This is a genomic window from Xanthomonas floridensis (genome assembly GCF_001642575.1).
Lineage (GTDB): Bacteria > Pseudomonadota > Gammaproteobacteria > Xanthomonadales > Xanthomonadaceae > Xanthomonas > Xanthomonas floridensis.
Window position 1 is genome coordinate 68,445 of sequence record NZ_LXNG01000008.1, and the last position, 25,964, is coordinate 94,408.

Consider the following 25,964-nt stretch of genomic DNA (forward strand, 5'->3'; position numbering starts at 1 on the left):
GCAGGACACGTGGCAGGCGGCATCGGGCCGCACCGGGATCGCCTCCGATGCGTCGGGTCGCAGATTGTCGCGTGTCTGCCGTGTTCTGGCAAAAGTCCGCAGTACCGCCCCCTGCGGGCTCTCGGCATGGGTCAATTTTCGGCACACTAGCCGCATGACGACCGTTTTTTCCGCCGCCGATCTCGACCAGGCCCTCCTGCTGCGCATCACTACGCCCACGTATTACGCACGCGGTCTGGCCTACGCCGATCAGAAGCGGGTGACGCTGGAAGCGGTGGAATCTACGCGCGTCAGCGCGCAGGTCCGCGGCAGCGAGGATTACACCGTGGAGTTGGCCTGGCGCGATGGTGCGTTGCATGGACAGTGCGACTGCCCCATCGGTCAGTGCGGGGATTTCTGCAAACACCAGGTTGCAGTTGCAATCATCTGGGCTCGCGCCACCGCTCCTGCTCCTGCTCCTGCTCCTGCTTCCAAACGTGGCAAGCGCGGTGCGCCCGTTGCCCAGGCCAACGACTCGCCCGAGCAGGTGCTAAGGCAATGGTTGTCTACACAAACACAACAGGCTCTGCAGGTGCTGATCCTGGAGCTCGCCGACAGCGACACCCAACTGCGCAAGCGCTTATTGAGCCAGGCGCAACTGGCGATCGCACCACTGCAGGACTGGCGCAAGGCGATCTCAAGCCTGCTCGGCCGCAAGCGCTTCATGGACTGGAGTGCCACCATTGCCTACAGCAAGCAGCTGGCGGTATTGCCTTCGCTGCTGGAGCAAGCCCGGCAGCGCGATCCGGTGGCGGCGCTGGAGCTGCACGAATATGCGTTCACGCGGTTGCTGACGATTTACGAAGACGTCGACGACTCACGCGGCGATCTGGGTGCGCGTCTGCACGCCCTGGGCCGTGCGCATCTGCAGGCCGTACAGGCGGCTGGCACGGACACACTGTGCGAGCGCCTGCTCGCACTGCGGATGCTCGATCAATGGAGCCTGCTGCGGCCGTTGTCGGACTACGCCCCGCTACTGAGCCCTGCCGACATCGGCCGGTTGCAACATGCGGCGCTGAAGGTTCTGCAGCAGGAAGGCCGCGGCCATACCCGACGTCTGTTGGCCGAAGCCCTGCTCGAAGAGACCGCGCGCTGCGGCGGAAGCGTGGATGCCATGCTGGAGGCGTTCGCCCGCACCTGCAGCAGTGGCTGGGAGCATCTGGAGATGGCGCGACGCTGCAGCGAGCACGGTCGCCAGCGGCAGGCCTTGGATTGGCTAGAGCGCGGCATCAAGGTTGATCCGCAGGACACCCGTCTGCTGGCTGAGCTGGCAGCCGCCTATCTGCGCGATAGTTTTCCCGAAGATGCACTGCAGTTGCGCTGGAAGATCTACCTGCTCAGCCCTTCAGAGAAAAGCTATCTGGCCTTGCGCGAGGTCGCACTGCTGCTGGGTCCTTGGGAGCCATGGCGCGACCGTGCCTTGCAGGCGCTCGACACGGAATCAGTGCCGCGCTACATCCAGGCGCACGATACCCGCATCCGCCTGCTGCTAGCCGAAGGCCAGAACAAGCGCGCGCTGCAAACGGCAGCCGACCAGACACGCAAGCTCCCATTGGGTACCTGGGAGCAATTGCTGCCGGCGGCCGAGACGTGCGACCCGGCCGCTGCGCTTCGGATTTGCCATGCTGTGATCGGCATGCACATCGAACGTACCGATCGCCAGGGCTACGTGGCGGCGATCGGGCTGCTTTCCACGCTGCAGCGCCTTTACCAGCAACAGGGCGGGCGGGGTCATGCCGCATTCGACGCCGAACTTGCCCGCTTGCGCCAGCAATACCGCGTCAAACGCACGTTCATCGAGCTACTGCACAAACGGTTTCCGGCACCCTAGGCGATGCACATCTTTTTAATGATGGACAGTCGCGAGACCGGGCAGTCGCACTCTGCAAACGGATGCGGCGCGCAGCGGTAGAAACCGTGCTGATACACAGCGGCGACGCGATGCAGACGCTCCGCTGCAGGGGCAGCCAGCATCGACCCGCTCTCACCAGGGCCCCAAATGGAACAACGCCATGGAATTCTTTGCGCATTCGACCAAGCGGCAGGATCGCAGCGATTGGCAACGGCTGGGCGATCACCTACTTGCGTCGGCGTACGTGTCGCCAGCAATGCCGCACCGTCTGGAGGCCAACGTCTAGCCAGGCTGGCCGGACAACTGCACGACCTTGGCAAGTACACACAGACGTTTCAGGGGCGGCTGAAAGGTAACTTGGACCGTGTCGACCATGCGACCTGGGGCGCCCGAATCGCTTGCGAGCGCTACGGCACCGCCGGCACCCTGCTCACGCGTGCAATTGCCCATGTTCTAGCAACGAAGGCAAACACTGATGCTAACGGGGTCACGCCCTCACGGGCGCCTGGATTGAAAACTGTGTTCGATGTTGCGCACGAAGCTCATGTGCAGCTTCCGCGCCCTCACGCGCGCGTGGATAGAAGCAACATAAACCCGCTGCCTTACGTTTTGCCCGACGCGGTCGCGTCTTCATAACCACGCGGGTGGAACTCAGAGCGAAGTCATGCACACGACTCTTTATGAATCGTGCCCGCGTGCGCGCGTGGGTAGAAATGAGCCGCCCAGCATGTGCGATGCGCCGAACTACCCCCAGCGCCCTCGCGGGCGCTGGGTTGAAAATGCATTATGAGGCGTACCACTTCTTGCGGTGCCTGCCGTCCGCTGACCAGCGCAGGTTGGCATATGCCGGAGTTCTACGTGTGGCGCGGGTCATCGCGTCTGTGGGTTAGAAGATTGAACGCCACCCGTCCACGCCTGGATATCATCTACTTGACGGTGATGGTTTGCGGCGTACCCGCAGGCTTGCCGTCGACCATGACCTGCGCAGTATAGGTGCCGGCCGGCCAGCCGTCGGGCTTGCTGAAGCTCAGGTTGGTGGTTTCTGCGAACGTGGTGGTCAGCGTGGCGTTCTGCTCGCCGGCAACCTGACCATCCTGGTAGGTGAGCTTGGCCGAGACCGGCACATTGCTCGCACTGCCATCGGTCTTGATCGACACGATGATGGTGTCCTTGCTACCGATGCTGGCTGACGGCGTCACCGTCTTGTCCGCAGCGGCAACCGTGCCAACCGCAACGCTGGACACGGTGACGCCGGCACCAGCCATTGCCGCGCTGTCAGTGCTGGCAGCGCCCGTGGCGGTGCCTTGCGCGGCCTGATCGCTGGCCGGCGGTGTGGCCGCCGGGCCTGGCATGGCGTCGGTTGCCGCGCCGGAGGTCGGATCCTTGGCGACATTGGAATCGTCGTTGGCTTCCTTGCGGCAACCCGACAAGGCCAGGACGCCGGCCAAGGCGAGAACCAGGGTGCTGGAAACGGCTTTGGTACGCATGGATCGATCTCCGGATGGCGAATGGATCAAACGATTGAGTGAGACGCCGTGCATTGCGCTACGGTGTTCCGGGCGCGGCGACGGTGGGTGTGCTTACGCCTTCGGCGGTAGATGCAGCACCTGGCCCGGAAAAATCTTGTCCGGATCCTGCAAGGTGTCGCGGTTGGCTTCGAAGATGCGCGGCCACAGCGCGCCATCGCCCAAATGACGCTTGGCAATCTTGGACAGGCTGTCGCCTGCCTGCACGGTGACGGTTTCACCCACCAGCTGCGCGGTACTTTGCACGCTGGAGCGCACGTTGGAAAAATCCGCTGCGGGCGCGACATCGGCAGTGCTGTCGACCGAGGCAGTGACGTTGGAGAAATCGGCTTTCTTGTCGGCACTCATTGCGGCGAACCCTGTGCAGATGGTGCAGGCAGGGTGCGCGGCGCGCTGTTAAGCAAGGATCGCGCCGTCGTGAAGCCGGCGCGATCATGCGACCGCCGACTACTGACGCAAATCGCGGAAGATCGACAGCGGCATGGGCACGCTGGGCGAGCTGCGCAGCGGGTTGATGTCCAGCCCGCCACGGCGGGTGTAGCGCGCCTCGACCACCAGCCATTCGGGCGCACATCGCAGCATGACGTCGTTGAAGATGCGCTCAACGCACTGCTCGTGAAATTCGGCATGGTCGCGGAAACTCACCAGATAACGCAGCAGACCCTCGCGATCGATCGGCGCGCCGCGATAACGCAACGTGACGCTGGCCCAATCCGGCTGGCCAGTGACCGGGCAGTTGGATTTGAGCAGCGCCGAAGTCAGCACTTCTTCCACGACGGGCTGTGCGTGCGCCGACAGGTACGCGGCGTTGGGCGGGCCGTAGTCGTCGATGCTGATGTCCAGCGCATCGATGGATTCGCCCTCGCCCACCGCATCGATCGGCGGCAGACCGAATTCCACCGCTACGTCGGCGCCGGCCCGCGTGGACAGGTCGGTGGCGATGCGTGTACGCACGGCTTCGGCGCTGTTGAAGCGGGTGGCGTTGAGCGAATTCAGATACAACTTGAGCGACTTGGATTCGATCAGCGACGGCGAGTCGCAGGGCACATGCAAGGTGGCGGTGGCCACGCAGGGTTTGCCCTGCGCATCGAGCCAGCTCAGCTCGTAGGCATGCCAGCGGTCACGCCCGATGAAGGGCAGCGCACCGGTTAGCCCGATCGCCTCGCGCCCGGCCGCGCGCGGAATCGGAAACAGCAGCGACGGGTCGTAGCCACTGGGATAGGCGACCTCACGACCAAGGGTGGAATCTTCTGGGGTATTCATCGCGCCATTTTAGGCCGAGCCGACTGGCCGTGCGCTATATAGCGGATGCTGGAGCACCTAGCTGGCGACAGAGACGGCAGGCCTTCAGGCTGCCCGCCGCCCCGGTCGATCACCAACGCTCAGCGGAAACCGCGCAACTACACATGATTCCCGATTCCCTATTCCCGATTCACCCCTGCTGCAGATAATCCAGCGATACCTGCAACAACGCACGCAAGCCCACATCCAACGAGGACTCGTCCAGCAGGAACTGCGGCGAATGGTTGCTGGGCGCAGTGGCCGGGTCGATGCCCTTGGCGGTGGAGCCGACGAAGAAGAACATCGACGGCACCTGCTGGGCATAGAACGAAAAGTCTTCCGCGCCCATCTGCAACGGCGGCTCGTAGACGTTGTCCGCGCCCACCACCGCCTGCAGGCTGGGCAGCATCTTGGCCGTCAGGGCCGGGTCGTTGACCGTGGCCGGGTTGCCGTCCTGGTCTGGCACCTTCGCGTCCACCTTGGCACCATGCGCGGCAGCGGTGTGCTCGGCCACGTTCTTCAGGTCGGCAAAGATCTGCTGGCGCATGCCTTCGTCGAAGGTGCGGATGGTGCCGACCATTTCCACATCGTCGGGGATGATGTTGTAGCGGATGCCGCCCTTGATCGCGCCAAAGCTCAGCACCGCCGGCTGCTTGGACAGGTTGGCGCGGCGGCTGATCACCGTCTGCGCGGTGGAGATCATGTCGGCGCTGGCCACGATCGGGTCGATGCCGTTCCACGGCGCCGAGCCATGGGTCTGGCGGCCGATCATCTTGATCGCAAAGCGATCCGACGCGGCCATCAGCGGGCCGCTGCGCACCGCGATCTTGCCGGCCTGCACGCTGGAGAACACATGCAGGCCGAACACCGCCTGCGGCTTGAAGTCGGCGAACAGGCCTTCCTTCAACATCAGCGAGGCACCGCCTTCCTCGTTGCCCGGCGCGCCCTCTTCAGAGGGTTGGAAGATCAGCATCACCTCTCCGGGCAGCTGGTCGCGCATCCCCACCAGCGCTTCGGCCACACCGAGCAGGATGGCGGTGTGGGCGTCGTGGCCGCAGGCATGCATCACCCCGACCTGCTCGCCGCGGTACTCGGCAGTGGCCTTGGAGGCGAACGGCAAGCCGGTCTGTTCGGTCACCGGCAGCGCGTCCATGTCGGCGCGCAAGGCGATCTTCGGACCGGGCTTGCCGCCCTTGATGATGGCGACCACGCCGTGATGGGCGATACCGGTGCGCGGCTTGAGGCCCAGCTTGCGCAGCTGCGCGGCCACCGTGGCGGCGGTGCGCTCTTCGCGGTTGGACAGTTCCGGATGCTGGTGGAAGTCGCGGCGCCATTGCACCACCTTGGGCTGCAGCGTGGCAGCAACGGCGGCGACCTCGGGGCGCGGCGCGGTCTGCGCGGCGGCAAGCATGGGCAGGGCGAGCAACAGCGCGCTGGACAGCAGGCAGGAGTGGCGCATCAACGATCCTCTCATGAACGATCTGCACTGTAGTCCACCTGCGCGATCAGGTCGCGCCCATCGCGGTGTTTTCGTGCAGCGCGGACATGGGTGCGTCGCGGCGGGGCCGGCATGGCAACAGGCGCCAGTCGCCCGGCTGGATGGGCCGTGGTGCGGCGGTAGCTGGCGCAGGCACGGCCGTCCCTCCGGGCGCGACGACTGGCCGGCGAGCAGCGGTCATGCATGGCCGACGTCGTCGGGGTTGTCTGCAGCGCCCGTTGCGGCGGCGGTAGGGCCCGATTCAGCCCGGCGGTCAACCGTTTCGGCGTTGAGGCGTTGCCGCTGCACGCATCCGTGAACGGTGCGGTCGTTTCGCCCGGAGAGCCGTTACTTCAGTAACGCTCAATTGCCTGGTGGCAACGATATGCTTCCCAAAGCCGCCCCACGGTCGCCCCCCAGCGCCCGGCCCGTCCTCAGGAGTTGTCGCATGTCGCGTTTTTGGAAGATCACACTGCTGGTCATAGCGGTGCTCGTCGTGGTGTTCGTCGCAATGCGGATGATGGGCGGGGGCAGTCAGGGCAAACGGGCCGGCGCGCCGGACGGCAACGGCACCGAAAACAGCGGCCCGGTCCCGGTCACGGTCGTGGCTGCCACCACCCAGGACGTGCCGGTCTATGCCAGTGCGCTGGGCACGGTGACCGCGCTCAACACGGTGACGGTCAACCCGCAGGTCGGCGGCCAGCTGATGAGCCTGAATTTCAAGGAAGGCCAGGAAGTGAAGAAGGGCGAGCTGCTGGCGCAGATCGACCCACGCACGCTGCAGGCCAGCTACGACCAGGCGCTGGCGGCCAAGCGCCAGAACCAGGCGCTGCTGGCGACCTCGCGGGTGAACTATCAACGCTCCAACGACCCGGCCTACAAGCAGTACGTTTCGCGCACAGACCTGGATACCCAGCGTAACCAGGTGGCGCAGTATGAGGCCGCGGTGGCCGCCAACGATGCGCAGATGCGCTCGGCGCAGGTGCAATTGCAGTTCACCCGCGTCACCGCGCCGATCGACGGCATCGCCGGCATCCGCGGGGTGGACGTGGGCAACATCGTCAGCGCCAGCTCGACCATCGTCACCCTGACCCAGATCCGCCCGATCTACGTGTCCTTCAACCTGCCCGAACGCGAGCTGCAGGCGGTGCGCAGCGGCCAGGCGGCGGCGCCGCTGGGCGTGGCCGCGCTGGATCGCGGCGATGCGCATGTGATCAGCGGCGACGGCAAGCTGGATGTGATCGATAACCGCATCGCCGCCGACAGCGGCACCTTCGGGGCGCGTGCGATCTTCGACAACACCGACAACGCCTTGTGGCCGGGGCAGTTCGTCAACGTGCGGCTGCAGCTGCGCACCATCGCCGACGGCACCGTGGTGCCGACCCAGGCCGTGCAGCGCGGCCCGGACGGTGATTACGTCTACGTGGTGGGCAACGACAACACCGCGCAGATGCGCACCGTGGTGCAGGGCGTGGAGGTGGACGACAGCCATGTGCAGGTCACCAAGGGCCTCAAGCCTGGCGAGCGCGTGGTCACCGAAGGCCAGTTCCGGCTCAAGCCGGGCAGCAAGGTCAGCGCACTCAAGCCGGGCGAGACCCCGCCCGAGCCTACCGAAGCCGAGCTCAAGGCAGCGCAGGACAAGCAGAAGGGCGGCGGCGGTGGCCGTCGCGGCGGTGGCCCGCGCTAATGCCTGACCACTGGCGGCGGGACACCCCGCCGCCAGTGCGCGTCGGCGCCCTGCGCGCCGGCACCGATTGACGTCTTCAGCAAGGATTCCCCCCGTGGGCTTTTCGACCATCTTCATTCGCCGCCCCATCGCCACCTCGTTGTTGATGGCGGGCGTCCTGCTGCTGGGCATCCTGGGCTACCGGCAATTGCCGGTGTCGGCGCTGCCGGAAATCGACGCGCCCAGCCTGGTCGTGACCACCCAGTACCCCGGTGCCAACGCGACCACCATGGCCTCGCTGGTGACCACGCCGCTGGAGCGCCAGTTCGGGCAGATCTCCGGCCTGCAGATGATGACTTCCGACTCGTCGGCCGGCCTGTCCACGATCATTCTGCAGTTCTCGATGGACCGCGACATCGACATCGCCTCGCAGGACGTGCAGGCGGCGATCCGCCAGGCCACCCTGCCCTCGTCGCTGCCGTACCAGCCGGTCTATAACCGGGTCAATCCGGCCGATGCGGCGATCCTCACGCTCAAGCTCACCTCCGACTCGCTGCCGCTGCGCGAGGTCAACCGCTACGCCGATGCGATCCTGGCCCAGCGCCTGTCGCAGGTGCCGGGCGTGGGTCTGGTGTCGATCGCCGGCAACGTGCGCCCTGCGGTGCGGATCCAGGTCAACCCGGCGCAGTTGTCGAACATGGGCCTGACCATGGAGTCGCTGCGCAGCGCGCTGACGCAGACCAATGTCAGCGCGCCCAAGGGCTCGCTCAACGGCAAGACCCAGTCCTACAGCATCGGCACCAACGACCAGCTCACCGACGCGGCGCAGTACCGCGAGACCATCATCAGCTTCGCCAACGGCCGCCCGGTACGGCTGGCCGATGTGGCCAAGGTGGTGGACGGGGTGGAAAACGACCAGCTCGCCGCCTGGGCCGATGGCAAGCCGGCGGTGCTGCTGGAAATCCGCCGCCAGCCCGGCGCCAACATCGTGCAGACGGTGGAGCAGATCCGCAGCATCCTGCCACAGCTGCAGGCGGTGCTGCCGGCCGACGTGCATCTGGAGGTGTTCTCCGACCGCACCGAAACCATCCGCGCCTCGGTGCACGAGGTGAAGTTCACCCTGGTGCTGACCATCGCGCTGGTGGTGGCGGTGATCTTCGTGTTCCTGCGCCGGCTGTGGGCCACCATCATTCCCTCGGTGGCGGTGCCGTTGTCGCTGGCCGGCACCTTCGGGGTGATGGCGTTCGCCGGCATGTCGCTGGACAACCTGTCGCTGATGGCGCTGGTGGTGGCGACCGGGTTCGTGGTCGACGATGCGATCGTGATGATCGAAAACATCGTGCGCTACATCGAACAGGGCAAGAGCGGGCCGGAAGCGGCCGAGATCGGCGCCAAGCAGATCGGCTTCACCGTGTTGTCGCTGACCGTATCGCTGGTGGCGGTGTTCCTGCCGCTGCTGCTGATGCCGGGCGTGACCGGGCGGTTGTTCCATGAGTTTGCGTGGGTGCTGTCGATCGCGGTGGTGATCTCGATGCTGGTGTCGCTGACGCTGACGCCGATGATGTGCGCCTACCTGCTCAAGCCCGACGCACTGCCCGAAGGCGAGGACGCGCACGAACGCGCAGCGGCCGCCGGCAAGCGCAATCTGTGGACACGCACGGTGGGCACCTACGAGCGCAGCCTGGACTGGGTGCTTGCCCATCAGCCGCTGACCCTGGCGGTGGCGATCGGCGCGGTGGCGCTGACGGTGGTGCTGTATGTGGCGATCCCCAAGGGCCTGCTGCCCGAACAGGACACCGGCCTGATCACCGGCGTGGTGCAGGCCGACCAGAACGTGGCCTTCCCGCAGATGGAAGAGCGCACCCAGGCGGTGGCAGCAGCGCTGAAGAAGGACCCGGCGGTGACCGGCGTGGCCGCCTTCATCGGTGCGGGCACCATGAACCCGACGCTCAACCAGGGCCAGCTGTCGATCGTGTTGAAGACGCGCGGGGACCGCGAGGGCCTGGATGAGGTGCTGCCGCGGCTGCAGAAAGCCGTGGCCGGCATTCCGGGCGTTGCGCTGTTCCTCAAGCCGGTGCAGGACGTCACCCTGGACACCCGCGTGGCGGCCACCGAATACCAGTATTCGATCTCGGATGTGGACAGCACCGAGCTGGCCACCTGGGCCGGGCGCATGACCGAGGCGATGCGCAAGCTGCCCGAGCTGGCCGATGTGGACAACAACCTGGCCAATCAGGGACGTGCGCTGGAGCTGACCATCGATCGCGACAAGGCCAGCATGCTCGGCGTGCCGATGCAGACCATCGACGACACGCTGTACGACGCCTTCGGCCAACGCCAGATCTCCACCATCTTCACCGAGCTCAATCAGTACCGGGTGGTGCTGGAAGTGGCGCCGGAATTCCGCAGCAGCACCGCATTGATGAATCAGCTGGCGGTGGCCAGCAACGGCAGCGGCGCGCTGACCGGCACCAATGCCACCAGCTTCGGCCAGGTGACCTCGTCCAACTCGTCCACCGCCACCGGGGTGGGCAACCAGAACACCGGCATCGTGGTCGGCGCCGGCAGCATCATTCCGCTGGCCTCGCTGGCCGAAGCCAAGGTCACCAACACGCCGTTGGTGGTGAGCCACCAGCAGCAGCTGCCGGCGGTGACCATCTCGTTCAATCTGGCGCCGGGGCACTCGTTGTCGCAGGCAGTGGCGGCGATCGAGAAGGCGCGCGAAGACCTCAAGATCCCGACCCAGGTGCACGCGCAATTCGTCGGCAAGGCCGCCGAATTCACCGGCAGCCAGACCGATATCGTGTGGCTGTTGCTGGCCTCGATCGTGGTGATCTACATCGTGCTGGGCGTGCTGTACGAAAGCTACATCCACCCACTGACGATCATCTCCACATTGCCACCGGCCGGTGTCGGCGCATTGCTGGCGTTGATGATGTGCGGGCTGAGCCTGTCGGTGGACGGCATCGTCGGCATCGTGCTGCTGATCGGCATCGTCAAGAAGAACGCGATCATGATGATCGACTTCGCCATCGACGCCCGCCGCGACGGCGCCAACGCGCACGAGGCGATCCGGCGCGCCTGCCTGCTGCGCTTCCGCCCGATCATGATGACCACCGCCGCCGCCATGCTGGGCGCGTTGCCGCTGGCGCTGGGCACCGGCATCGGCTCGGAACTGCGGCGCCCGCTCGGCATCGCGATTGTGGGTGGCCTGCTGCTGTCGCAGCTGGTCACGCTGTACACCACACCGGTGATCTACCTGTACATGGAACGCGCCAGCGAGCGCCTGCGCGCCTGGCGCGCGCGGCGCGCGGCACGCCATGGCGATGCGGCTTCGGTTCCACGCTCGGAGCGCCCGGCATGAGGACCGCTAGCGGCATCGCAGATCGGCGCGCAGGCCCGCAGCTTAGCTGGCGCGCCTGCGCCAGTGGCATCTGCTTTGGCTTTGACTTTGGCTTTGGCCTTTACCGATTCCCGAATCCCGATTCCCGATTCCCGGCAGTCACCCCATGAACATCTCCGCGCCCTTCATCAAGCGCCCGATCGGCACCTCGCTGCTGGCGATCGGTTTGTTCGTGATCGGACTGATGTGCTACCTGCGGCTGGGCGTGGCGGCGTTGCCGAACATCCAGATCCCGGTGATCTTCGTGCACGCCACGCAGTCCGGTGCCGATGCCAGCACCATGGCATCCACCGTCACCGCGCCGCTGGAACGCCACCTGGGCCAGTTGCCCGGCATCGACCGCATGCGCTCCTCCAGCTCGGAGAGCAGCAGCCTGGTGGTGCTGGTGTTCCAGAGCAATCGCAACATCGATTCGGCCGCGCAGGACATCCAGACCGCGATCAACGCATCGCAATCGGACCTGCCTTCCGGGCTCGGCACGCCGATCTATTCCAAGGCCAATCCGAACGACGACCCGGTCATCGCCATCGCCTTGACCTCGGACACCCAGTCGGCCGATGAGTTGTACAACGTCGCCGACTCGCTGCTGGCGCAACGGCTGCGCCAGATCACCGGCATCAGTTCGGTCGACATCGCCGGTGCCTCCACGCCGGCAGTGCGCGTGGACGTGGACCTGCGCGCGCTCAATGCGCTGGGCCTGACCCCGGACGATCTGCGCAACGCGGTGCGCGCGGCCAATGTCACCTCGCCGACCGGATTCCTGTCCGACGGCAACACCACCATGGCCATCATCGCCAACGATTCGGTATCCAAGGCCGCCGATTTCGCGCAGCTGGCGATTTCCACCCAATCCAACGGGCGCATCGTGCGGCTGGCCGATGTGGCCACCGTCTACGACGGCCAGCAGGATGCCTACCAAGCCGCCTGGTTCGACGGCAAACCGGCCGTGGTGATGTATGCCTTCACCCGCGCCGGCGCCAACATCGTCGAGACCGTGGACCAGGTCAAGGCGCAGATTCCCGAGTTGCGCGCGTATCTGCAGCCCGGCACCACGCTCACGCCCTACTTCGATCGCACGCCCACCATTCGCGCCTCGCTGCACGAGGTGCAGGCCACGCTGATGATCAGCCTGGCGATGGTGGTGCTGACCATGGCGCTGTTTCTGCGCAGGCTCGCGCCCACACTGATTGCCGCCGTCACCGTGCCGCTGTCGCTGGCAGGCTCGGCGCTGGTGATGTACGTGCTGGGCTTCACCTTGAACAACCTGAGCCTGCTGGCGCTGGTGATCGCCATTGGCTTCGTGGTCGACGATGCGATCGTGGTGATCGAAAACGTCATGCGGCATCTGGACGAAGGCATGCCGCGCCTTGAGGCCGCCCTGACCGGTGCGCGCGAGATCGGCTTCACCATCGTCTCGATCACTGCGTCGTTGGTGGCGGTGTTCATTCCGATGCTGTTCGCCAGCGGCATGGTCGGCGCGTTCTTCCGCGAATTCACCGTGACCCTGGTGGCGGCGATCGTGGTGTCGATGCTGGTATCGCTGACCTTGACCCCGGCGCTGTGCAGCCGCTTCCTGTCGGCACATACCGAGCCGGAAAAGCCCGGCCGTTTCGGCGCCTGGCTGGACCGCATGCACGAGCGCATGCTCGCCGTTTACACCGTGGCGCTGGACTTTTCGTTGCGCCACGCATTGTTGCTGTCGCTGACGCCCTTGCTGTTGATCGCCGCCACCATTTTTCTCGGCGGTGCGGTCAAGAAGGGCTCGTTCCCCGCGCAGGACACCGGCCTGATCTGGGGCAGAGCCAATTCCAGCGCCACGGTATCGTTCGCCGACATGGTCAGCCGCCAGCGCCGCATCACCGACATGCTGATGGCCGACCCGGCGGTGAAGACCGTCGGCGCACGGCTGGGCTCCGGCCGTCAGGGGTCGAGTGCGTCGTTCAATATCGAGCTGAAAAAACGCAGTGAGGGCCGCCGCGATACCACCGCGCAGGTGGTCGCACGGCTGAGCGCCAAGGCCGACCGCTACCCCGACCTGGACTTGCGCCTGCGCGCCATCCAGGACCTGCCCAGCGACGGCGGCGGCGGCACCAGCCAGGGCGCGCAGTACCGCGTGTCGCTGCAGGGCAACGACCTGGCGCAGTTGCAGGAATGGCTGCCCAAGCTGCAGGCCGCGCTGAAGAAGAACCCGCGCCTGCGCGATGTCGGCACCGACGTGGATACCGCCGGCCTGCGCCAGAACATCGTGATCGACCGCGCCAAGGCCGCGCGCCTGGGAATCACGGTCGGTGCGATCGACGGCGCGCTGTATGGCGCGTTCGGCCAGCGCTCCATCTCCACCATCTATTCGGATCTCAACCAGTACAGCGTGGTGGTCAATGCGCTGCCCTCGCAGACCGCCACGCCCAAGGCGCTGGACCAGATCTTCGTGCCCAACCGCGCCGGGCAGATGGTGCCGATCACCGCGGTCGCCACCCAGACCCCCGGCCTGGCGCCGCCGCAGATCATCCATGAAAACCAGTACACCACGATGGATCTGAGCTACAACCTCGCACCGGGCGTGAGCACCGGCGAGGCGGATCTGATCATCAAGTCCACCGTGGACGGCTTGCGCATGCCCGACGGCATCCGTCTCAGCGGCGACGACAGCTTCAACGTGCAGCTCAGCCCCAACTCGATGGGCGTGCTGTTGCTGGCGGCCGTGCTCACCGTCTACATCGTGCTGGGCATGCTCTACGAGAGCCTGATCCATCCGGTGACCATCCTGTCCACGCTGCCGGCGGCCGGTGTCGGCGCGCTGCTGGCATTGTTCCTGACCAATACCGAGCTGTCGGTGATCTCGATGATTGCGTTGGTGCTGCTGATCGGCATCGTCAAGAAGAACGCCATCATGATGATCGACTTCGCACTGGTGGCGCAGCGCGTGCATGGCATGGACGCGCGCGCGGCCGCACGCGAGGCCTCGATCGTGCGCTTCCGCCCGATCATGATGACCACCATGGTGGCGATCCTGGCAGCGGTGCCGCTGGCGGTCGGCCTGGGCGAAGGCTCCGAGCTGCGCCGCCCGCTGGGTATCGCGATGATCGGCGGGCTGGTGTTCTCGCAGAGCCTGACCCTGCTCAGCACCCCGGCGCTGTATGTGATCTTCTCGTGCCTGAGCGAACGCTGGAAGGCGCGTCGCGCCCGCAAGCGCGCAAAGCGTGCCGAACGCGCGGCGGCCCGGCGCCCGGCGGCGTCGGCGCACTGAGACAACTGCAGCACTCGCACCAGCCTGAGTGGGCCGGTGCGAGTCATCGTTAGCCGTCTCAGGCAGAACCGCCCGTCAATCCTCACATCAAGGACGCCACCGAAGGATCACGCAAATCTTCGTCAACCTGCCGGTCGAATCGCTGCCACGCTCGGTCGCCTTCTTTACCGCGCTGGGCTTCCAGTTCAATCCGGTCTACACCGACGAAAATGCCACCTGCCTGATCCTGGGCGAGAACATCTTCGCGATGTTGCTGGTCAAACCGTTCTTCCAGGGCTTCAGCCACAAGCCGGTATGCGATACCGCCAGCGCGGCCGAAACCATTACCGCACTCGCCGTGGACAGTCGCGACGAGGTCGACGCACTGATCGACAAGGCACGCGCCGCCGGCGCGCAGATCAGCAGCGAGGCGAAGGACGACGGCTTCATGTACCAGCACGGCTTCGCCGATCTGGATGGCCGGCTGTGGGAGATCTTCCACAGCAGCGGCACGCCGGGCTGACGCGTCGGGCAACGCTGCTCTCCCATCCCGCCTCGCCGCCGTGGAGCACAGCGGGGGTGGCAGCGAGGGGGGCGCCGGCCGCTGCCCGCATCGCGCGCAATGGTTTGATCGGCGCTGGCTGGCGCGCTGGCCGAACATGACCGCCACGCCAACGCCCAGGCGGCCTTGCTCGGCACCGCAGCACTGCCGGCGACAAGGCGTTGCTGCCAGCACGCGCTACCTCAATGCATACGCCGGAACAGACCGAGTGGAGTCAAGCCGCAACGGGGGCGCACTCGGTACCGCCAAGCCGCGACGACACCGGCAACCCCAAGCACCAACAACACCAGCGACGCGGCCCACGTGGACAGGAAGCCGGCGGCATAGGCCATGGCCGGGTTCGACGGCAGCTAACGAACGGTGAGGCGCGTGCCCACGGCAGGCGCCGGCCCCATCCGCATGCCGCGGAGGTGAATCGATGCGTCCGTCCTGCCGCGTCGGTGAAGGACACCGCCGGCAAATGGAAAACGGCACCGTCGGACTCGCGCGTCTCGTGGCCTTGGACGGTTCCGGACGCCATTGCGCCCGACCACACGACATGCAATCGACGGGTGCCGAGCCAGGGAGCCAGGACGACGCAGATCCTCCCGATCGCGGCGAAATAGGTCCCCATCCGCGCATCCGCATTCCGTCATGCACTTCGAGCAAGCCGCGCTGAGAGCTGGCGTCGATGCACCGAAGTACCAAGCAACACGCTGATCATGCAGAGCGCACTGTTCGCTGAAACAGATAGCAAGGCCCGGTCAGCGAAAGCGTCAACACTGCATCACTTAGCTGCCTGTTGAGCCTGTCTGCGGTAATCGCCTCGACGGGCTCCCGGCTACCCCGGTCTGATGCCAACCACACGCTAGCTCAGCAAGCCCTGCAGGGAGTCGCGCTCCAGCTGCGCATATAGCGCGAATTCGTCGTGTACCTGCGCGCCCAGTGCCTGCTCGAAACTGCGCTTGCTCGAATGTGCGGCATAGGCGCGTTGCTCGGCACCACCCAGATTGGACTGGAAGATGCCGGCCGCGCTGACCGGCAGGAAATCTTCGTAGACGATCGGGTCGGCGCTGACCAGGCCGAGCGCGATGGCGGTTTCGGCCGGCATCGCCGCCACCTGCGCCGGATCGGCGCGGCCGGCCTCGGTGAGCGCATAGCGGAAATAGCCCAGACCTTCCTGGCGCAGCAATGCCTCGTCATCGGGGAAGGCCACGAAGGCAGTCTGCAGGCGCGTGGCGTAATCGGTACCTGTGCTGCCGGCGCCGTCGGCATCGCGTGCCTGCGCCAGCAACGCGTCGTACAGCGCGCGGCCCTTGGGCGTCAGCGCAAGCCCGCGCTGTTCGATCTCGCCAAAGCGCGCGGTATGCGTGCCGTGCTCGGGCTGCCCGCCATCGCCGACAAAGCGCACGGGTTCTTCCAGCGCCTTGAAACTGGTCTGGCGCAGCAGGATCGGCACGCGCCGCCGCGGCGGCCCTTCGATCACCGCCTTCGCGTCGATGCCGGCACGCTGCATCTGCGCCTGCGCCGCATCGATATCCAGCGTGCGCGGGGTCAGATGGTTGATATGCGGGCCGTGGAAACTCACCACATCGGCGATCAACTTGTGCGCATCGCTCAGCGCGCGGTAGGTGGGCAGCGACACCGTGGCATCGCCATGCCAGCGGAAGGTTTCCAGCGCTTCGGCCACGAAGCGCTGCGCCTGCCCGGCATCGAGCCCGCCGACACGCTCGCAGTGTTCGATCAACTCCACGACAGCGTCGGTGAAGATCTGCCGCTGCTCCAGGATCTGCGCCGCCTGCGCACGTAGCGCGGCATCCTCGATCAGTTCCAGCCGCAGCAGCGAGGTAAACACGCGGAACGGATTGGCCGACAGCGCGGCCTCGTCGATCGGCCGGAATGCCGTGGAGTGCACCGGCACGCCGGCCACCGACAGGTCGTAATAGCCCACCGGATGCATGCCCATCACCGCAAACAACCGGCGCAAGGTCGCAAGTTCTTCCGCGGTGCCGACCCGGATCGCGCCATGCCGCTCCAGATCCAGCCGCGCGCGTTCGTCGTTGCGCTGCAGGCGCTGCGCCAGCGCCGGATCGGCCTGCAGCGTCTGCACATTGACCTGCGCCACCAGCGCCATCAGGTTGCCGTACAACGGCACTTCGGCGCGGTACATGTCCGACATCGCCTGCGCGAACAGGCTGCGGATGTGATCGGGAGAGACAAACACGGTATCGCGCATGGACGGGTCTTGGCAGGAGCTGGCTAATGCCGGCGTGACCTGCATTCTCGCCGACCGCGCCCCGCGGCGACCAGCTGCACGGCAGCATCGCCGCTGCGTGTTGGCGCGCAGACAGCCTGCGCGCACACCTTGCACACCCTGCGGTGCTACAGCCCTGCCTGCACCGCCGCCTCGGCCGCCTCGCTGGCATCGCGCGCGGCTTCCAACCGCTGCGCGTGGTCGCCGAGTTGGCGACGCAGCAGCGCGTCCAGGGTGATCGGGCGCTCCCAGCGGTCGTAGCTGGCAACGATGGCGTGCCGCAGCGCGCGCATGTGCGCATTGTCCGGCGTCACCGGCAGCCGCGTGACCACGCCCTCCCAACCGTCATGGTGATCGCGGCTGTAGGCGCGCACGCTCTCGCGGCACGACAGCTGCATGGTCTGCGCCCAGAAACAAGCGAAATAGATATCGCCGGCGTGCCAGCCATGCACCTGCAGCAACGCACGCACGTAGCCGCGCGGGGTGTCGGTGTAGCGCGCCACCTCGTCGATGAAGCTGTCCGGATAGCGCTGCGCGTAGCTACCCATGTCGGCCAGATGCTGGTCCACCCACGCATCGCCGGTACCGGGCATCGCCGCGGGCGCGCTCTCCTGCGTGCCGGCCGCAGCGGCGGATGCCGGCGCGTTCTGGGCAGCCGCCAGCACCGGAACCAGCAAGGCCATCAGCACGGGGAGCAATCGCAATCGGGAGGGGCATGGAACAGCCATGCAGCCAATGATGCCGCATGCCTGCGCCGGTGTCAGGCGATGTGCGTCTCAGCGCAGATCGTAGAGGCCAAAGGTATGCACTTCGCGGCAGCCGCTCAGGTCGCAGGCACCCACGTAGCCGGGGCCAACATAGCGTTGGCGCGCATCGCGGTTGTGCGGGCTGCTGTACGGGTCCGGGCCATACAGGCCGTTGCCATAGTAGATCTGCCCATGGGGCCGGTTGCGCGATGCGCCCAGTGATAGGCGCGGACCATAGCCATAGCCGCCGTAGCGATCGTCAAACGAGCGGTCGAAGCCGAGTGCATCACCGCGATCGCCTGCAGCGGGCCGCGACTGCAGGACCGCGATGCTCTGGCCCTGCGCATCCACATACCCATGCTCCCGGTCGAAGCGCACCATGCGGAAATACACCGTTTCTCCGCCTACCTGCCGCGTTCGCAGGCGAACCTGGTCACCGGCATCGTCGTAGTAGGGCTGCCCGTTGCGAAAGATCACCTCGCTCGGGTTGACGACTTCCTCTTCCAGTTCGGCCGCGGCCAGCGGCGCCGCGCCGACCAACAACCCCAGTACCACGGGCAACCCTGCGCGACGAATGACGGACAACATGCTCATGGCACTCCTCCAAGATCGGCCGCACATGCGCGTTCGGCCGGAACGTCCTGTTAACGGGCACCCCAGGCGCCCACGTGTCGACTCACTTCATCCGCACACCGGCGTTCCGCCATGCCTGCAGCCGGGCCTGCGCTGCAACGCCGTGAGAGCGCACCAGCGGCGGACACTGGCTACCCACCTGATGCGCCTGGACCGCCCTGGCTGCCAACGCCGGTCGCGTCCGCCAGCCGGCATATAGCGGGCGCGGGCCGTGGGATCTAGCTTAGCGCGTGCTGCCGGGCCAATGCATCCAACGCCTGCACGGCGGCCGGCCAACGTGCGGCATCGGGCACTTCGCGCATGCGCGGTTCGTCGGCGGCCACGCCGTGTTCCTGCTCATGCGCCCAGGTCACCGCGTAGGGCGTGTAGATGCCCCAGCCGCCGATCGCCAACACCGGCTCCACGTCCGAGCGCAGCGAGTTGCCGATCATGACGAAGCGCTGCGCCGGCAGGTCGAATTCAGCCAGCACGCGCGCATAGGTCTTGGGATCCTTCTCGGACACCACTTCGACGCGCGCAAACAGGTCGGACAGGCCGGACTGTTCGACCTTCTGCTCCTGGTGGAACAGGTCGCCCTTGGTGATCAGCACTACCGCGTAGTCGGCAGCGATGGCGCCGACCGCCTCACGCACGCCTGCAATCACCTCGACAGGGTGCTGCAAGGTGGCGCGGCCGATCTCGACGATGCGCTGGATGTCGCGCGCGTCGATGCGCGTGTCGGTCAGCTCGATGGCCGTCTCGATCATCGACAGCGTCATGCCCTTGGCGCCATAGCCGAACACCTTGAGATTGCGCCGCTCCACCGCCAGCAGGTGCTGCTGCATGCGGCTATCGCCCAGGTCGAGGTAGCGGGCCAGAATCGCTTCGAAATCCGCTTCGGCCTGGCGGTAGTAGTCCTCGCTTTTCCAGAGGGTATCGTCGCCGTCGAAGCCGACCAGTTGGATCGCCTGGCCATCGCGCTGTGCAAGAGAGGTCATCGCACAAGTCTAGCAGCGCACCACACTCAGTCGCCTGCCGCGTCGCCTGGCCCGGGCTGATAACTGGCGAATTCGTCACGCGACAGGCGTCCATCGCCGTTGGCATCGAAACTGGCGAAGTTCTCGCGCAGGATCGGATCCGCATTGGCCTCGGCTGGGGTCAACGAGCTGTCGGCGTCGGTGTCCAGCGTGCGAAAGCTGCGCGGTGCCAGGGTGCCCGCCGTCGGCGCAACCGCAGCCTCGGCTCCACCCTTGGCACGCGAGGGGCCCACCGGTTCGGCGGGCAACAGCGGCGTGGTCGCCGGAGGCGGCGGCTCAACCGGCAAGGGCGACATCGCCGGGTTGACGGCGCCCGGTGGCGCTGCTGGTGCGGACGACTGCGTGGCCGGCGGCAACTCCGGCGGCGCAGCGAATGCGATCAACGGAATCCACAGACCGGCGAACACGGGAAAGCGTAGCGACATGGACACAGGCCGGAGTTGGATTGCCCAACCGTAGCGCGCTAGGCGTAAAGAAAACGGGAGCGACCCTGGCAGGTCGCTCCCGTGCATCCATCCTGATCTATGCGATATGTCGTGCCACGCGTTGAAGCTAAGTCGCGTGCAGCACTGTCATCGCGCTAGCGGTGGAACTACCGATCGACGCTAGGGTTTAGTTGCCCTGCGAACCAGTTGCGCTACCGCCACCCTGCTGCTTGGCCACGAAGGCCTTGTATTCGTCGGGCGTCAGCTTGCCGTCGGTGTTGCCATCGGCCTGGTCAAAGATCTGCGCCAATCCCGCATTGACCTGCGCTTCCTGCTTGCTGATCGCGCCGTCGCTGTCGGTGTCCACGCTGGCCCAGGTCTGGCCGCCGCCGGAACTCGGTCCGCTTGCCTGCGCGCTATTGGCGGAAGTCCCGGTCTGCGCTGCAGACTGCGCCGCAGCATCCTGGGAGGTGCTCTGCGCCATGGCCGGCAGCGCCAGGGCGGCGGCCAGAGCGGCGGTGGCGGCGAGCAGAGAGGTGCGGTTGCGATTCTTCATTGGGTGGTCTCCTTGTGCTTGGGAATGCGCGGTGTCGCCGCACATGGCACCACCCTACCCATCGCAAATGAATGCCCAACCCGCCGCAATTTCCCACGAAACGTCGTTTTAACCACAGCGCATCGCGATGCGTCTAGCCAGCTGTTAGGCCCTGGTGAGTCAAACCGAAGCTGAGCATTCAATAGGCGAATTTGTGCGAAACGTGCCGCCTTTTTCGGCGCCTTTTCAGGCAGCGGGTGCATCGTCGTCCCAGCTTCCGGAACTGAACAGTTTCCAACCCAGCACCACCCCGGCCAGCGCTCCGGCCACTTCCAGGACCACGCGCGATCCCAATTCGTTCGGATCGTGGATCTTGGACAGCGCCAGACGGGCGTACAGCGGCGACTCCAACCGAACAATGCTGGTGTAGACGAGATGCCAGATGTCGTACCCAGCACCCAGTGCCACCGCCAGCAGGCAGGCGATGCCCAGGGTGTGGCCATGGGTGAACTGCAGGCGCCGTCCGAGGTGTTCAACCCCGGCGAAGATCAGGATGCCGAGCACCAAGGCGATCAAGCCGGCCTCCAGCGAACCGAGCAGGCCGAAGTGCAGGGGCAGATTCATCGTGGCGATCCAGGCGGCAGGCGTGCCAGTCTAGCGGCTCAGGGCGGCCAGGCCGGGGCCAATCCGAATCGCTGACCGAACGCGCGAACGGGCTGCTCGCCACCAGGCCGCAGTCTCGGCACGCAGGATGGTGCAGCTGCGCATCCACACCCGGGGAAAAAACGTCAGTCGTCCTGCCCTCGTGCCGTCACCTGCGCATCGCCGTCTTCATCCCACTGCACGGTGACCGAGATCGGCTTGCAGCAGACCTGGCAATCTTCGATGTATTGCTGGTCGCCGCCGCTGAGGTCCAGGGTGAGCGTGATCCACTCCCCGCAGTACGGGCAGGCGACATCCATAAAACGTTCCGGGTCGGACATGACACTTCCTCAGGCAGCGGGCCAACAGTAGCGAGCAGCGTGCAACGGGACATCACGCGCGTGCACCGACGCAGTGTACGGACGCTCCGAGGGGCGCGAGCTCTGGCGGCGCACGCTCGGCGACCGCCATCCTGCCGGGCGCGCTCAATCGACCGGCACATCGTAGGCAGTGTCCGGCGTCGGCTCGGGGCGATAGGTGAAATGCCACCACTCCATCGGATAGTTGGCAAACCCCTCCGCCGCCATGGCGCGCACCAGGTGTTGGCGATGCAGACGCTGCGTGGCGGTGATATCGGGTGCGTCGGTATGCGCACGCGCATCGAAGTAATCGAAATCGGTCCCCATCGCCACCGGCTGGCATGCGCCACTGCGGCAATCGAGCAAGCCCAGGTCGAGCGTCGCCCCGCGGCTATGTCCGGAGGTTTCGGCGATGTAGTCGCCCAGCAGCGCGCGCTTGTCCACGCGCGGGTAGTACTGCGCCTTGGTCGATTGATCCTGCAGGTCTGCCGCCCAGGTCACGAATGCCTGCACTGCCCGCGCCGGCCGATAACAGTCGAACACCTGCAAGCGATAACCATCGGCCTCAAGTGTGCGCGCCACCCGCGCCAGGGCCTGCGCGGCAGGACGCAGCAGGTAACAGGTTGGCGCCAGATACCCCGGCGCCACGCGCCCGGTGAAGTTGTGGGGCCCGGCGTAACGCATGTCCACCGCAATGTTCGGCGCAAGCTGCCGCACATCGACCAGGCCGGCCTGTGCCGCGGTCCTGGCCGGCGAGATGGCTGGCGTGGCACTGGCGCTGAAGTTGACGCAGGCAGTCCACACCGCAGCCAGAACCCAACACGGCGGATGCATTCGTCCGCGCGATGGCGTGAGGCAGAATTGGCGGCGAGGTAACATGCGCAAAGCATAGGCGATCACCTGCGCGAAACGTCACTCGAAGATGCAACCCGGCAAGAGACGATCCGCAACGCATTGGCCTGGGCGCCAGACTCCCAAATGCCATCAAGCGCCCTCGCCGGACTGCGCAGGCTTCCGCCCACCCTCCACTGGACTGCATAGCTGCGTGACAACGGCGTCGCAGGCGGCAACGCGCGCAGCTCGATCTGCCGATGGAGTCAGCAAGTCTGCTTGCAAGGCATATTCGCAGGACCTGGGCGAGGTGAACGGAAGTTCATTCGGCAAGTTCCTATCCACCGCTCCTGCTCCTGCATGGCAAGCAGCAGCATGGAAATCCAATTATCGCAGGATCATGCCCACCATTTTGACCGCGTGCCTGCGAACGACCGCGCCAGTGAGGACGCGGCCGTATCGCACGGGTTATCGCGCGGGAGCAGCTTGTGTCTGCGCTACCTGTGTCCGCTGATCTTCCTGGCTCTGCCGCTGCGTCTCGGATGCCAACTGCTGCTGACTCTGCTCAAGCGGCACAGTGGCAGCATGCTGCTTGTCGGCGTAGGCCCGATTGACGTCCAACGGATTATTCGGATTGCGCTGCACCGCAATCAATCCCTTGCCATCGGTACTCGCCACCAGATCGTCAATCCGCGACATGCCGCTGACCTTGGCTTCGAAGGCCAGCTGACCCGCGGCACGTTGCATGTCATCACGGCTCTTGAAGCCGCCATTGGGACCATGCCTTTCGAGTTGCTCCATCGCCTGCTTCACCAGTGGATTTTCGCTCATTGCAGCCTGGGGGGACTGTTTGGAATCGGGCGCCGACTTGGCCTGCGCCTGCTGCTTGCCCAATGCCTCAAGCGTTGCCTTGTCCGCCATGCCGGTAGGCTCGAGGCCTCTTTCACGCTGCAGGTTGGCAACGACCTCCTTGGTCCTGTCTCCATAGAAACCCGTGCCACTGAGCAGATTGCCGCTGTTGTCCTTGATGCCGAGCGCGATCAGCCCCTGCTGCATTTTCCTAACATCATCCCCTTGCTGACCTGGCTTCAACGATTCGCGGGCATCCTGGGTCTGTGACTGCACCTGTTGCTTGTCCTGCAAGAGGTCACGCGCCTTGGCGAGAGGGTCGGATGCAAACAGCTTGGCGTTTTTGTTCGCGGCCAGATAATCATCCAATGGCATGGTATTGACGCCTTTGGACCCGCTTGACTGACTGACCTGCAATTCGCCGCTCTTGGGGTCCCGCACTACCATCAGGATGTGATCGATTCCCTTCCAATGCTCGTGTTTGGTATTGCCGGCATCCACGCCAATGACCATACCTTCCTTCAACGCACCCGGTTTGAATATGTCCTGCCCCTGCAGCAACACGCCGGAACTATCGAACGCCTTTTTGACAATGCCACCAGAACCGTTCATGCCCTGCGCAAGCATGTCCTGACGCCCGAACACGTCCCTGCCGGCCTTCTGGTTGATCTCGCGCATGGTGGCGTTCTGCAGCTCGCTCACCCAACCGGAGCAGTCGATATAGCCCTGCTCCAGATGCTTTCCATCCGCTCCCGGGTGATAAAGCTTGTGGCCCTTGATGTTGATCGCATATTGCACATCGTCATATTTGACTCCCATGGCGTGCGCAGCATTGAGGGAGATTCCTTCAGCGCCTTGCTTGGTCGCCGCTGGCGCGGCCTGTGCCGCGGCGCTGGATGTTTGCGGTGTTGCCTGGGTGCGCTGCTGACCAGGCTCAGCAGCCTGCACCGGCGCCTGACCGACCGTATCGGTGACCGGCTTGATGCCCTTTTCGGGGATCGAGATATGGTCGAACTTGGTGTCCCAATACTTGATGAAGGTCTTGGCCATGTCCTGGTCAGACATCTTCTTGAAGTCCGCCAGCGACCTGCCGGCATAGGCTTCGAATTGGTTGGCACCGGCCACGTCTTTTTCGCGCGGAACGTTATTGAGAATGTTGGGGCGGGTGTCGTCTCGCAGAAAACTTCCGGTGGCCACGGCCGCCTGTATCGAACGATACCCGCCAGCACCCTGTTGATGCGCCATATACATGTCCAGACCATCGGGCTGCGGCTTACCGGAGAGGTAGGGACGATCATCGCGGTCGTGTTGCCGCGTCAAGGACTTCTGGTTGTCCTGGTACAGCCGCGCTGCCGCGTCGGTATTCGCAACGGCATCGAGCTCCTGGCCACGGATGCCGTAAGCCTCGGCCGTGCCTGGAGTGAACTGGAATAACCCCTTCGCGCCCCTCGCCCCACGGCTGGCTTGTTCGTTGAAATTTCCACCAGTTTCGATGTAGGCAAACCGCATGAAATCGTCCACCGGAATGTGCCGTTGCTTGGCTTCATTCTCGATGATGTTCAGGTTTTCGGCTTTCGTGTAATCGCGTGCCATCTCGTCTTACTCCTTGAGGTTGGGAAACAGCGGCTTACGCCGCCAGAGTCAACCGAGCTCGTCCTTTAGCTTGAGTTCGCGGTTAACAAAATTGCAGTGATGGGTGTGGCGGCGGCACTCAGCGCGCGGAGCCCGTATCGCGCCGCGGATTTCTAAAAACCTAGTGGTGTGTACTGCACGCTTGCCTCGTCGTAGCCGTAGCGCACCGCATCTGCTGCATCAAGCACGCGGGCTTTACCTGAACCGGCGACGACGGTGCCCTGTAGTACGACCTCCAGGGTTGGCATCAACGCATCGGAGGCGGGATGCACGCGTAAGGAACCCGTGCTGCTGACATGCGGAACACTGCCCTCCTCGTCGCTGCTGGCGCCGTTGTCTTCGCCTGCAGCAAGCGTGCCGTGGTAGGTCCAACCCTGATAATCGCCTAGATCGTTCTTGACTGGGTCGAACGTAAACAACGCAAATGCCGTGCTACTCACGCCATTATTGAAACTGGACGTCGGAACCGCCAACAGCAGGTGTCCGTTGCTAAGGACGAAGGATTGGGTGGGTCGCTTTTCGTCGCGCGTGTCGGCGCATTCATGAGTGCCAAAAGTGCCGACATATTGCTGTGCATGGAACAGCATCCATGGCCGTTCACTGCCCGGGGCGACCAGCAGAAATGTAGCCTGGCTAATGGAGACACCCTGGTCCGGGTCAGGAAACGTCTCTTCGGCATCGCGTCCATACTTGTTAGGTGTGGCGTAGGCGAAACCCGTGTAGTAATGCTTGCCGTCCAGATCGAAGTGCTGACCGCACCAGAACGTCGCCACTGCGCCATTATCGATCTCGTACGACGTGGCGCCGTTCCCGTCCATGCCGTAAATCAGATAAAGCGCGCTACTCGCATAGGGCACCACGTCAGTCACTGCCGCGACCGTTTTTTTTGGACATAGCCAGAACATCCTGTCGTCGTTAAAAAGCTGAAAGCCCTCAGCTGACACGCAATGCCGCAGTTGCAACCACGCATATCACCATCCTGGTCTTTCTACACACGGCGCGGCCCGCATGCAGCACCGGCTGCTTGTAGG

Annotated in this window: 20 protein-coding genes and 1 pseudogene; 6 read left to right on the forward strand and 15 right to left on the reverse strand. The window is 65.1% G+C overall.

What is annotated here, in order from left to right:
* Positions 1 to 154: 154 nt before the first annotated feature.
* Complete coding sequence (locus tag A7D17_RS05415; RefSeq protein ID WP_064508163.1) at positions 155 to 1,870, forward strand: SWIM zinc finger family protein; 1,716 nt, start codon at positions 155 to 157, stop codon at positions 1,868 to 1,870.
* Positions 1,871 to 2,051: 181 nt separating this feature from the next.
* A pseudogene (locus A7D17_RS22620) lies at positions 2,052 to 2,338 on the forward strand (CRISPR-associated endonuclease Cas3''); the annotation flags it as partial.
* 479 nt (positions 2,339 to 2,817) lie between these two features.
* Here the strand turns inward: A7D17_RS22620 and A7D17_RS05420 are convergent.
* The 4 genes from A7D17_RS05420 to A7D17_RS05435 all read right to left on the reverse strand — a co-directional run bounded on the left by A7D17_RS05420 (position 2,818) and on the right by A7D17_RS05435 (position 6,157).
* The gene (locus A7D17_RS05420; protein ID WP_064508164.1) at positions 2,818 to 3,378 is read right to left on the reverse strand and encodes a hypothetical protein; all 561 of its coding nucleotides are present in this window, start codon (positions 3,376 to 3,378) and stop codon (positions 2,818 to 2,820) included.
* 93 nt (positions 3,379 to 3,471) lie between these two features.
* A complete protein-coding gene (locus A7D17_RS05425) occupies positions 3,472 to 3,765 on the reverse strand; it encodes a LysM peptidoglycan-binding domain-containing protein (protein ID WP_064508165.1) in 294 nt (97 codons plus the stop codon).
* A gap of 99 nt (positions 3,766 to 3,864) precedes the next feature.
* On the reverse strand, positions 3,865 to 4,680 hold the full coding sequence (gene queF / locus A7D17_RS05430) for an NADPH-dependent 7-cyano-7-deazaguanine reductase QueF (RefSeq protein ID WP_064508166.1): 816 nt from the start codon (positions 4,678 to 4,680) through the stop codon (positions 3,865 to 3,867).
* A 169-nt stretch (positions 4,681 to 4,849) separates the two neighbouring features.
* Entirely contained in the window at positions 4,850 to 6,157 is a 1,308-nt protein-coding gene (locus A7D17_RS05435) for a M20 family metallopeptidase (protein WP_064508167.1), read from the reverse strand.
* Positions 6,158 to 6,623: 466 nt separating this feature from the next.
* On the opposite strand from A7D17_RS05435, the gene A7D17_RS05440 reads away from it, so the two are divergent.
* The 4 genes from A7D17_RS05440 to A7D17_RS05455 all read left to right on the forward strand — a co-directional run bounded on the left by A7D17_RS05440 (position 6,624) and on the right by A7D17_RS05455 (position 14,993).
* A complete protein-coding gene (locus A7D17_RS05440) occupies positions 6,624 to 7,862 on the forward strand; it encodes an efflux RND transporter periplasmic adaptor subunit (protein WP_064508168.1) in 1,239 nt (412 codons plus the stop codon).
* Positions 7,863 to 7,956: 94 nt separating this feature from the next.
* A complete protein-coding gene (locus A7D17_RS05445) occupies positions 7,957 to 11,205 on the forward strand; it encodes an efflux RND transporter permease subunit (RefSeq protein ID WP_064508169.1) in 3,249 nt (1,082 codons plus the stop codon).
* 145 nt (positions 11,206 to 11,350) lie between these two features.
* A complete protein-coding gene (locus tag A7D17_RS05450; protein WP_064508170.1) occupies positions 11,351 to 14,491 on the forward strand; it encodes an efflux RND transporter permease subunit in 3,141 nt (1,046 codons plus the stop codon).
* A 115-nt stretch (positions 14,492 to 14,606) separates the two neighbouring features.
* Positions 14,607 to 14,993, forward strand: a complete 387-nt coding sequence (locus tag A7D17_RS05455; RefSeq protein WP_064508209.1) for a VOC family protein — start codon at positions 14,607 to 14,609, stop codon at positions 14,991 to 14,993.
* A gap of 886 nt (positions 14,994 to 15,879) precedes the next feature.
* Here the strand turns inward: A7D17_RS05455 and hglS are convergent.
* From hglS to A7D17_RS05510, 11 genes are all read right to left on the reverse strand, one after another.
* Entirely contained in the window at positions 15,880 to 17,247 is a 1,368-nt protein-coding gene (hglS, locus tag A7D17_RS05460) for a 2-oxoadipate dioxygenase/decarboxylase HglS (protein WP_064508171.1), read from the reverse strand.
* A gap of 146 nt (positions 17,248 to 17,393) precedes the next feature.
* Positions 17,394 to 17,948, reverse strand: a complete 555-nt coding sequence (locus A7D17_RS05465) for a hypothetical protein (protein WP_239692145.1) — start codon at positions 17,946 to 17,948, stop codon at positions 17,394 to 17,396.
* A gap of 93 nt (positions 17,949 to 18,041) precedes the next feature.
* A complete protein-coding gene (locus tag A7D17_RS05470) occupies positions 18,042 to 18,605 on the reverse strand; it encodes a hypothetical protein (protein ID WP_064508173.1) in 564 nt (187 codons plus the stop codon).
* Positions 18,606 to 18,862: 257 nt separating this feature from the next.
* Positions 18,863 to 19,621 carry an HAD family hydrolase gene (locus tag A7D17_RS05475; protein ID WP_064508174.1) on the reverse strand — a complete coding sequence of 253 codons (759 nt, stop codon included), beginning with the start codon at positions 19,619 to 19,621 and terminating at the stop codon, positions 18,863 to 18,865.
* Between the two features lie 26 nt (positions 19,622 to 19,647).
* The gene (locus A7D17_RS05480; RefSeq protein WP_064508175.1) at positions 19,648 to 20,085 is read right to left on the reverse strand and encodes an EF-hand domain-containing protein; all 438 of its coding nucleotides are present in this window, start codon (positions 20,083 to 20,085) and stop codon (positions 19,648 to 19,650) included.
* A gap of 187 nt (positions 20,086 to 20,272) precedes the next feature.
* Positions 20,273 to 20,641 carry an EF-hand domain-containing protein gene (locus A7D17_RS05485; RefSeq protein WP_064508176.1) on the reverse strand — a complete coding sequence of 123 codons (369 nt, stop codon included), beginning with the start codon at positions 20,639 to 20,641 and terminating at the stop codon, positions 20,273 to 20,275.
* Positions 20,642 to 20,866: 225 nt separating this feature from the next.
* The gene (locus A7D17_RS05490) at positions 20,867 to 21,244 is read right to left on the reverse strand and encodes a hypothetical protein (RefSeq protein WP_064508177.1); all 378 of its coding nucleotides are present in this window, start codon (positions 21,242 to 21,244) and stop codon (positions 20,867 to 20,869) included.
* A gap of 164 nt (positions 21,245 to 21,408) precedes the next feature.
* Complete coding sequence (locus tag A7D17_RS05495) at positions 21,409 to 21,603, reverse strand: CPXCG motif-containing cysteine-rich protein (protein WP_064508178.1); 195 nt, start codon at positions 21,601 to 21,603, stop codon at positions 21,409 to 21,411.
* Positions 21,604 to 21,747: 144 nt separating this feature from the next.
* A complete protein-coding gene (locus tag A7D17_RS05500; protein WP_082861768.1) occupies positions 21,748 to 22,455 on the reverse strand; it encodes a M15 family metallopeptidase in 708 nt (235 codons plus the stop codon).
* A 465-nt stretch (positions 22,456 to 22,920) separates the two neighbouring features.
* Positions 22,921 to 24,894, reverse strand: coding sequence for an XVIPCD domain-containing protein (locus tag A7D17_RS05505; protein ID WP_064508179.1), 1,974 nt, complete (start codon positions 24,892 to 24,894; stop codon positions 22,921 to 22,923).
* 152 nt (positions 24,895 to 25,046) lie between these two features.
* Positions 25,047 to 25,838 carry a hypothetical protein gene (locus A7D17_RS05510; protein ID WP_064508211.1) on the reverse strand — a complete coding sequence of 264 codons (792 nt, stop codon included), beginning with the start codon at positions 25,836 to 25,838 and terminating at the stop codon, positions 25,047 to 25,049.
* Between the last annotated feature and the right edge of the window lie 126 nt (positions 25,839 to 25,964).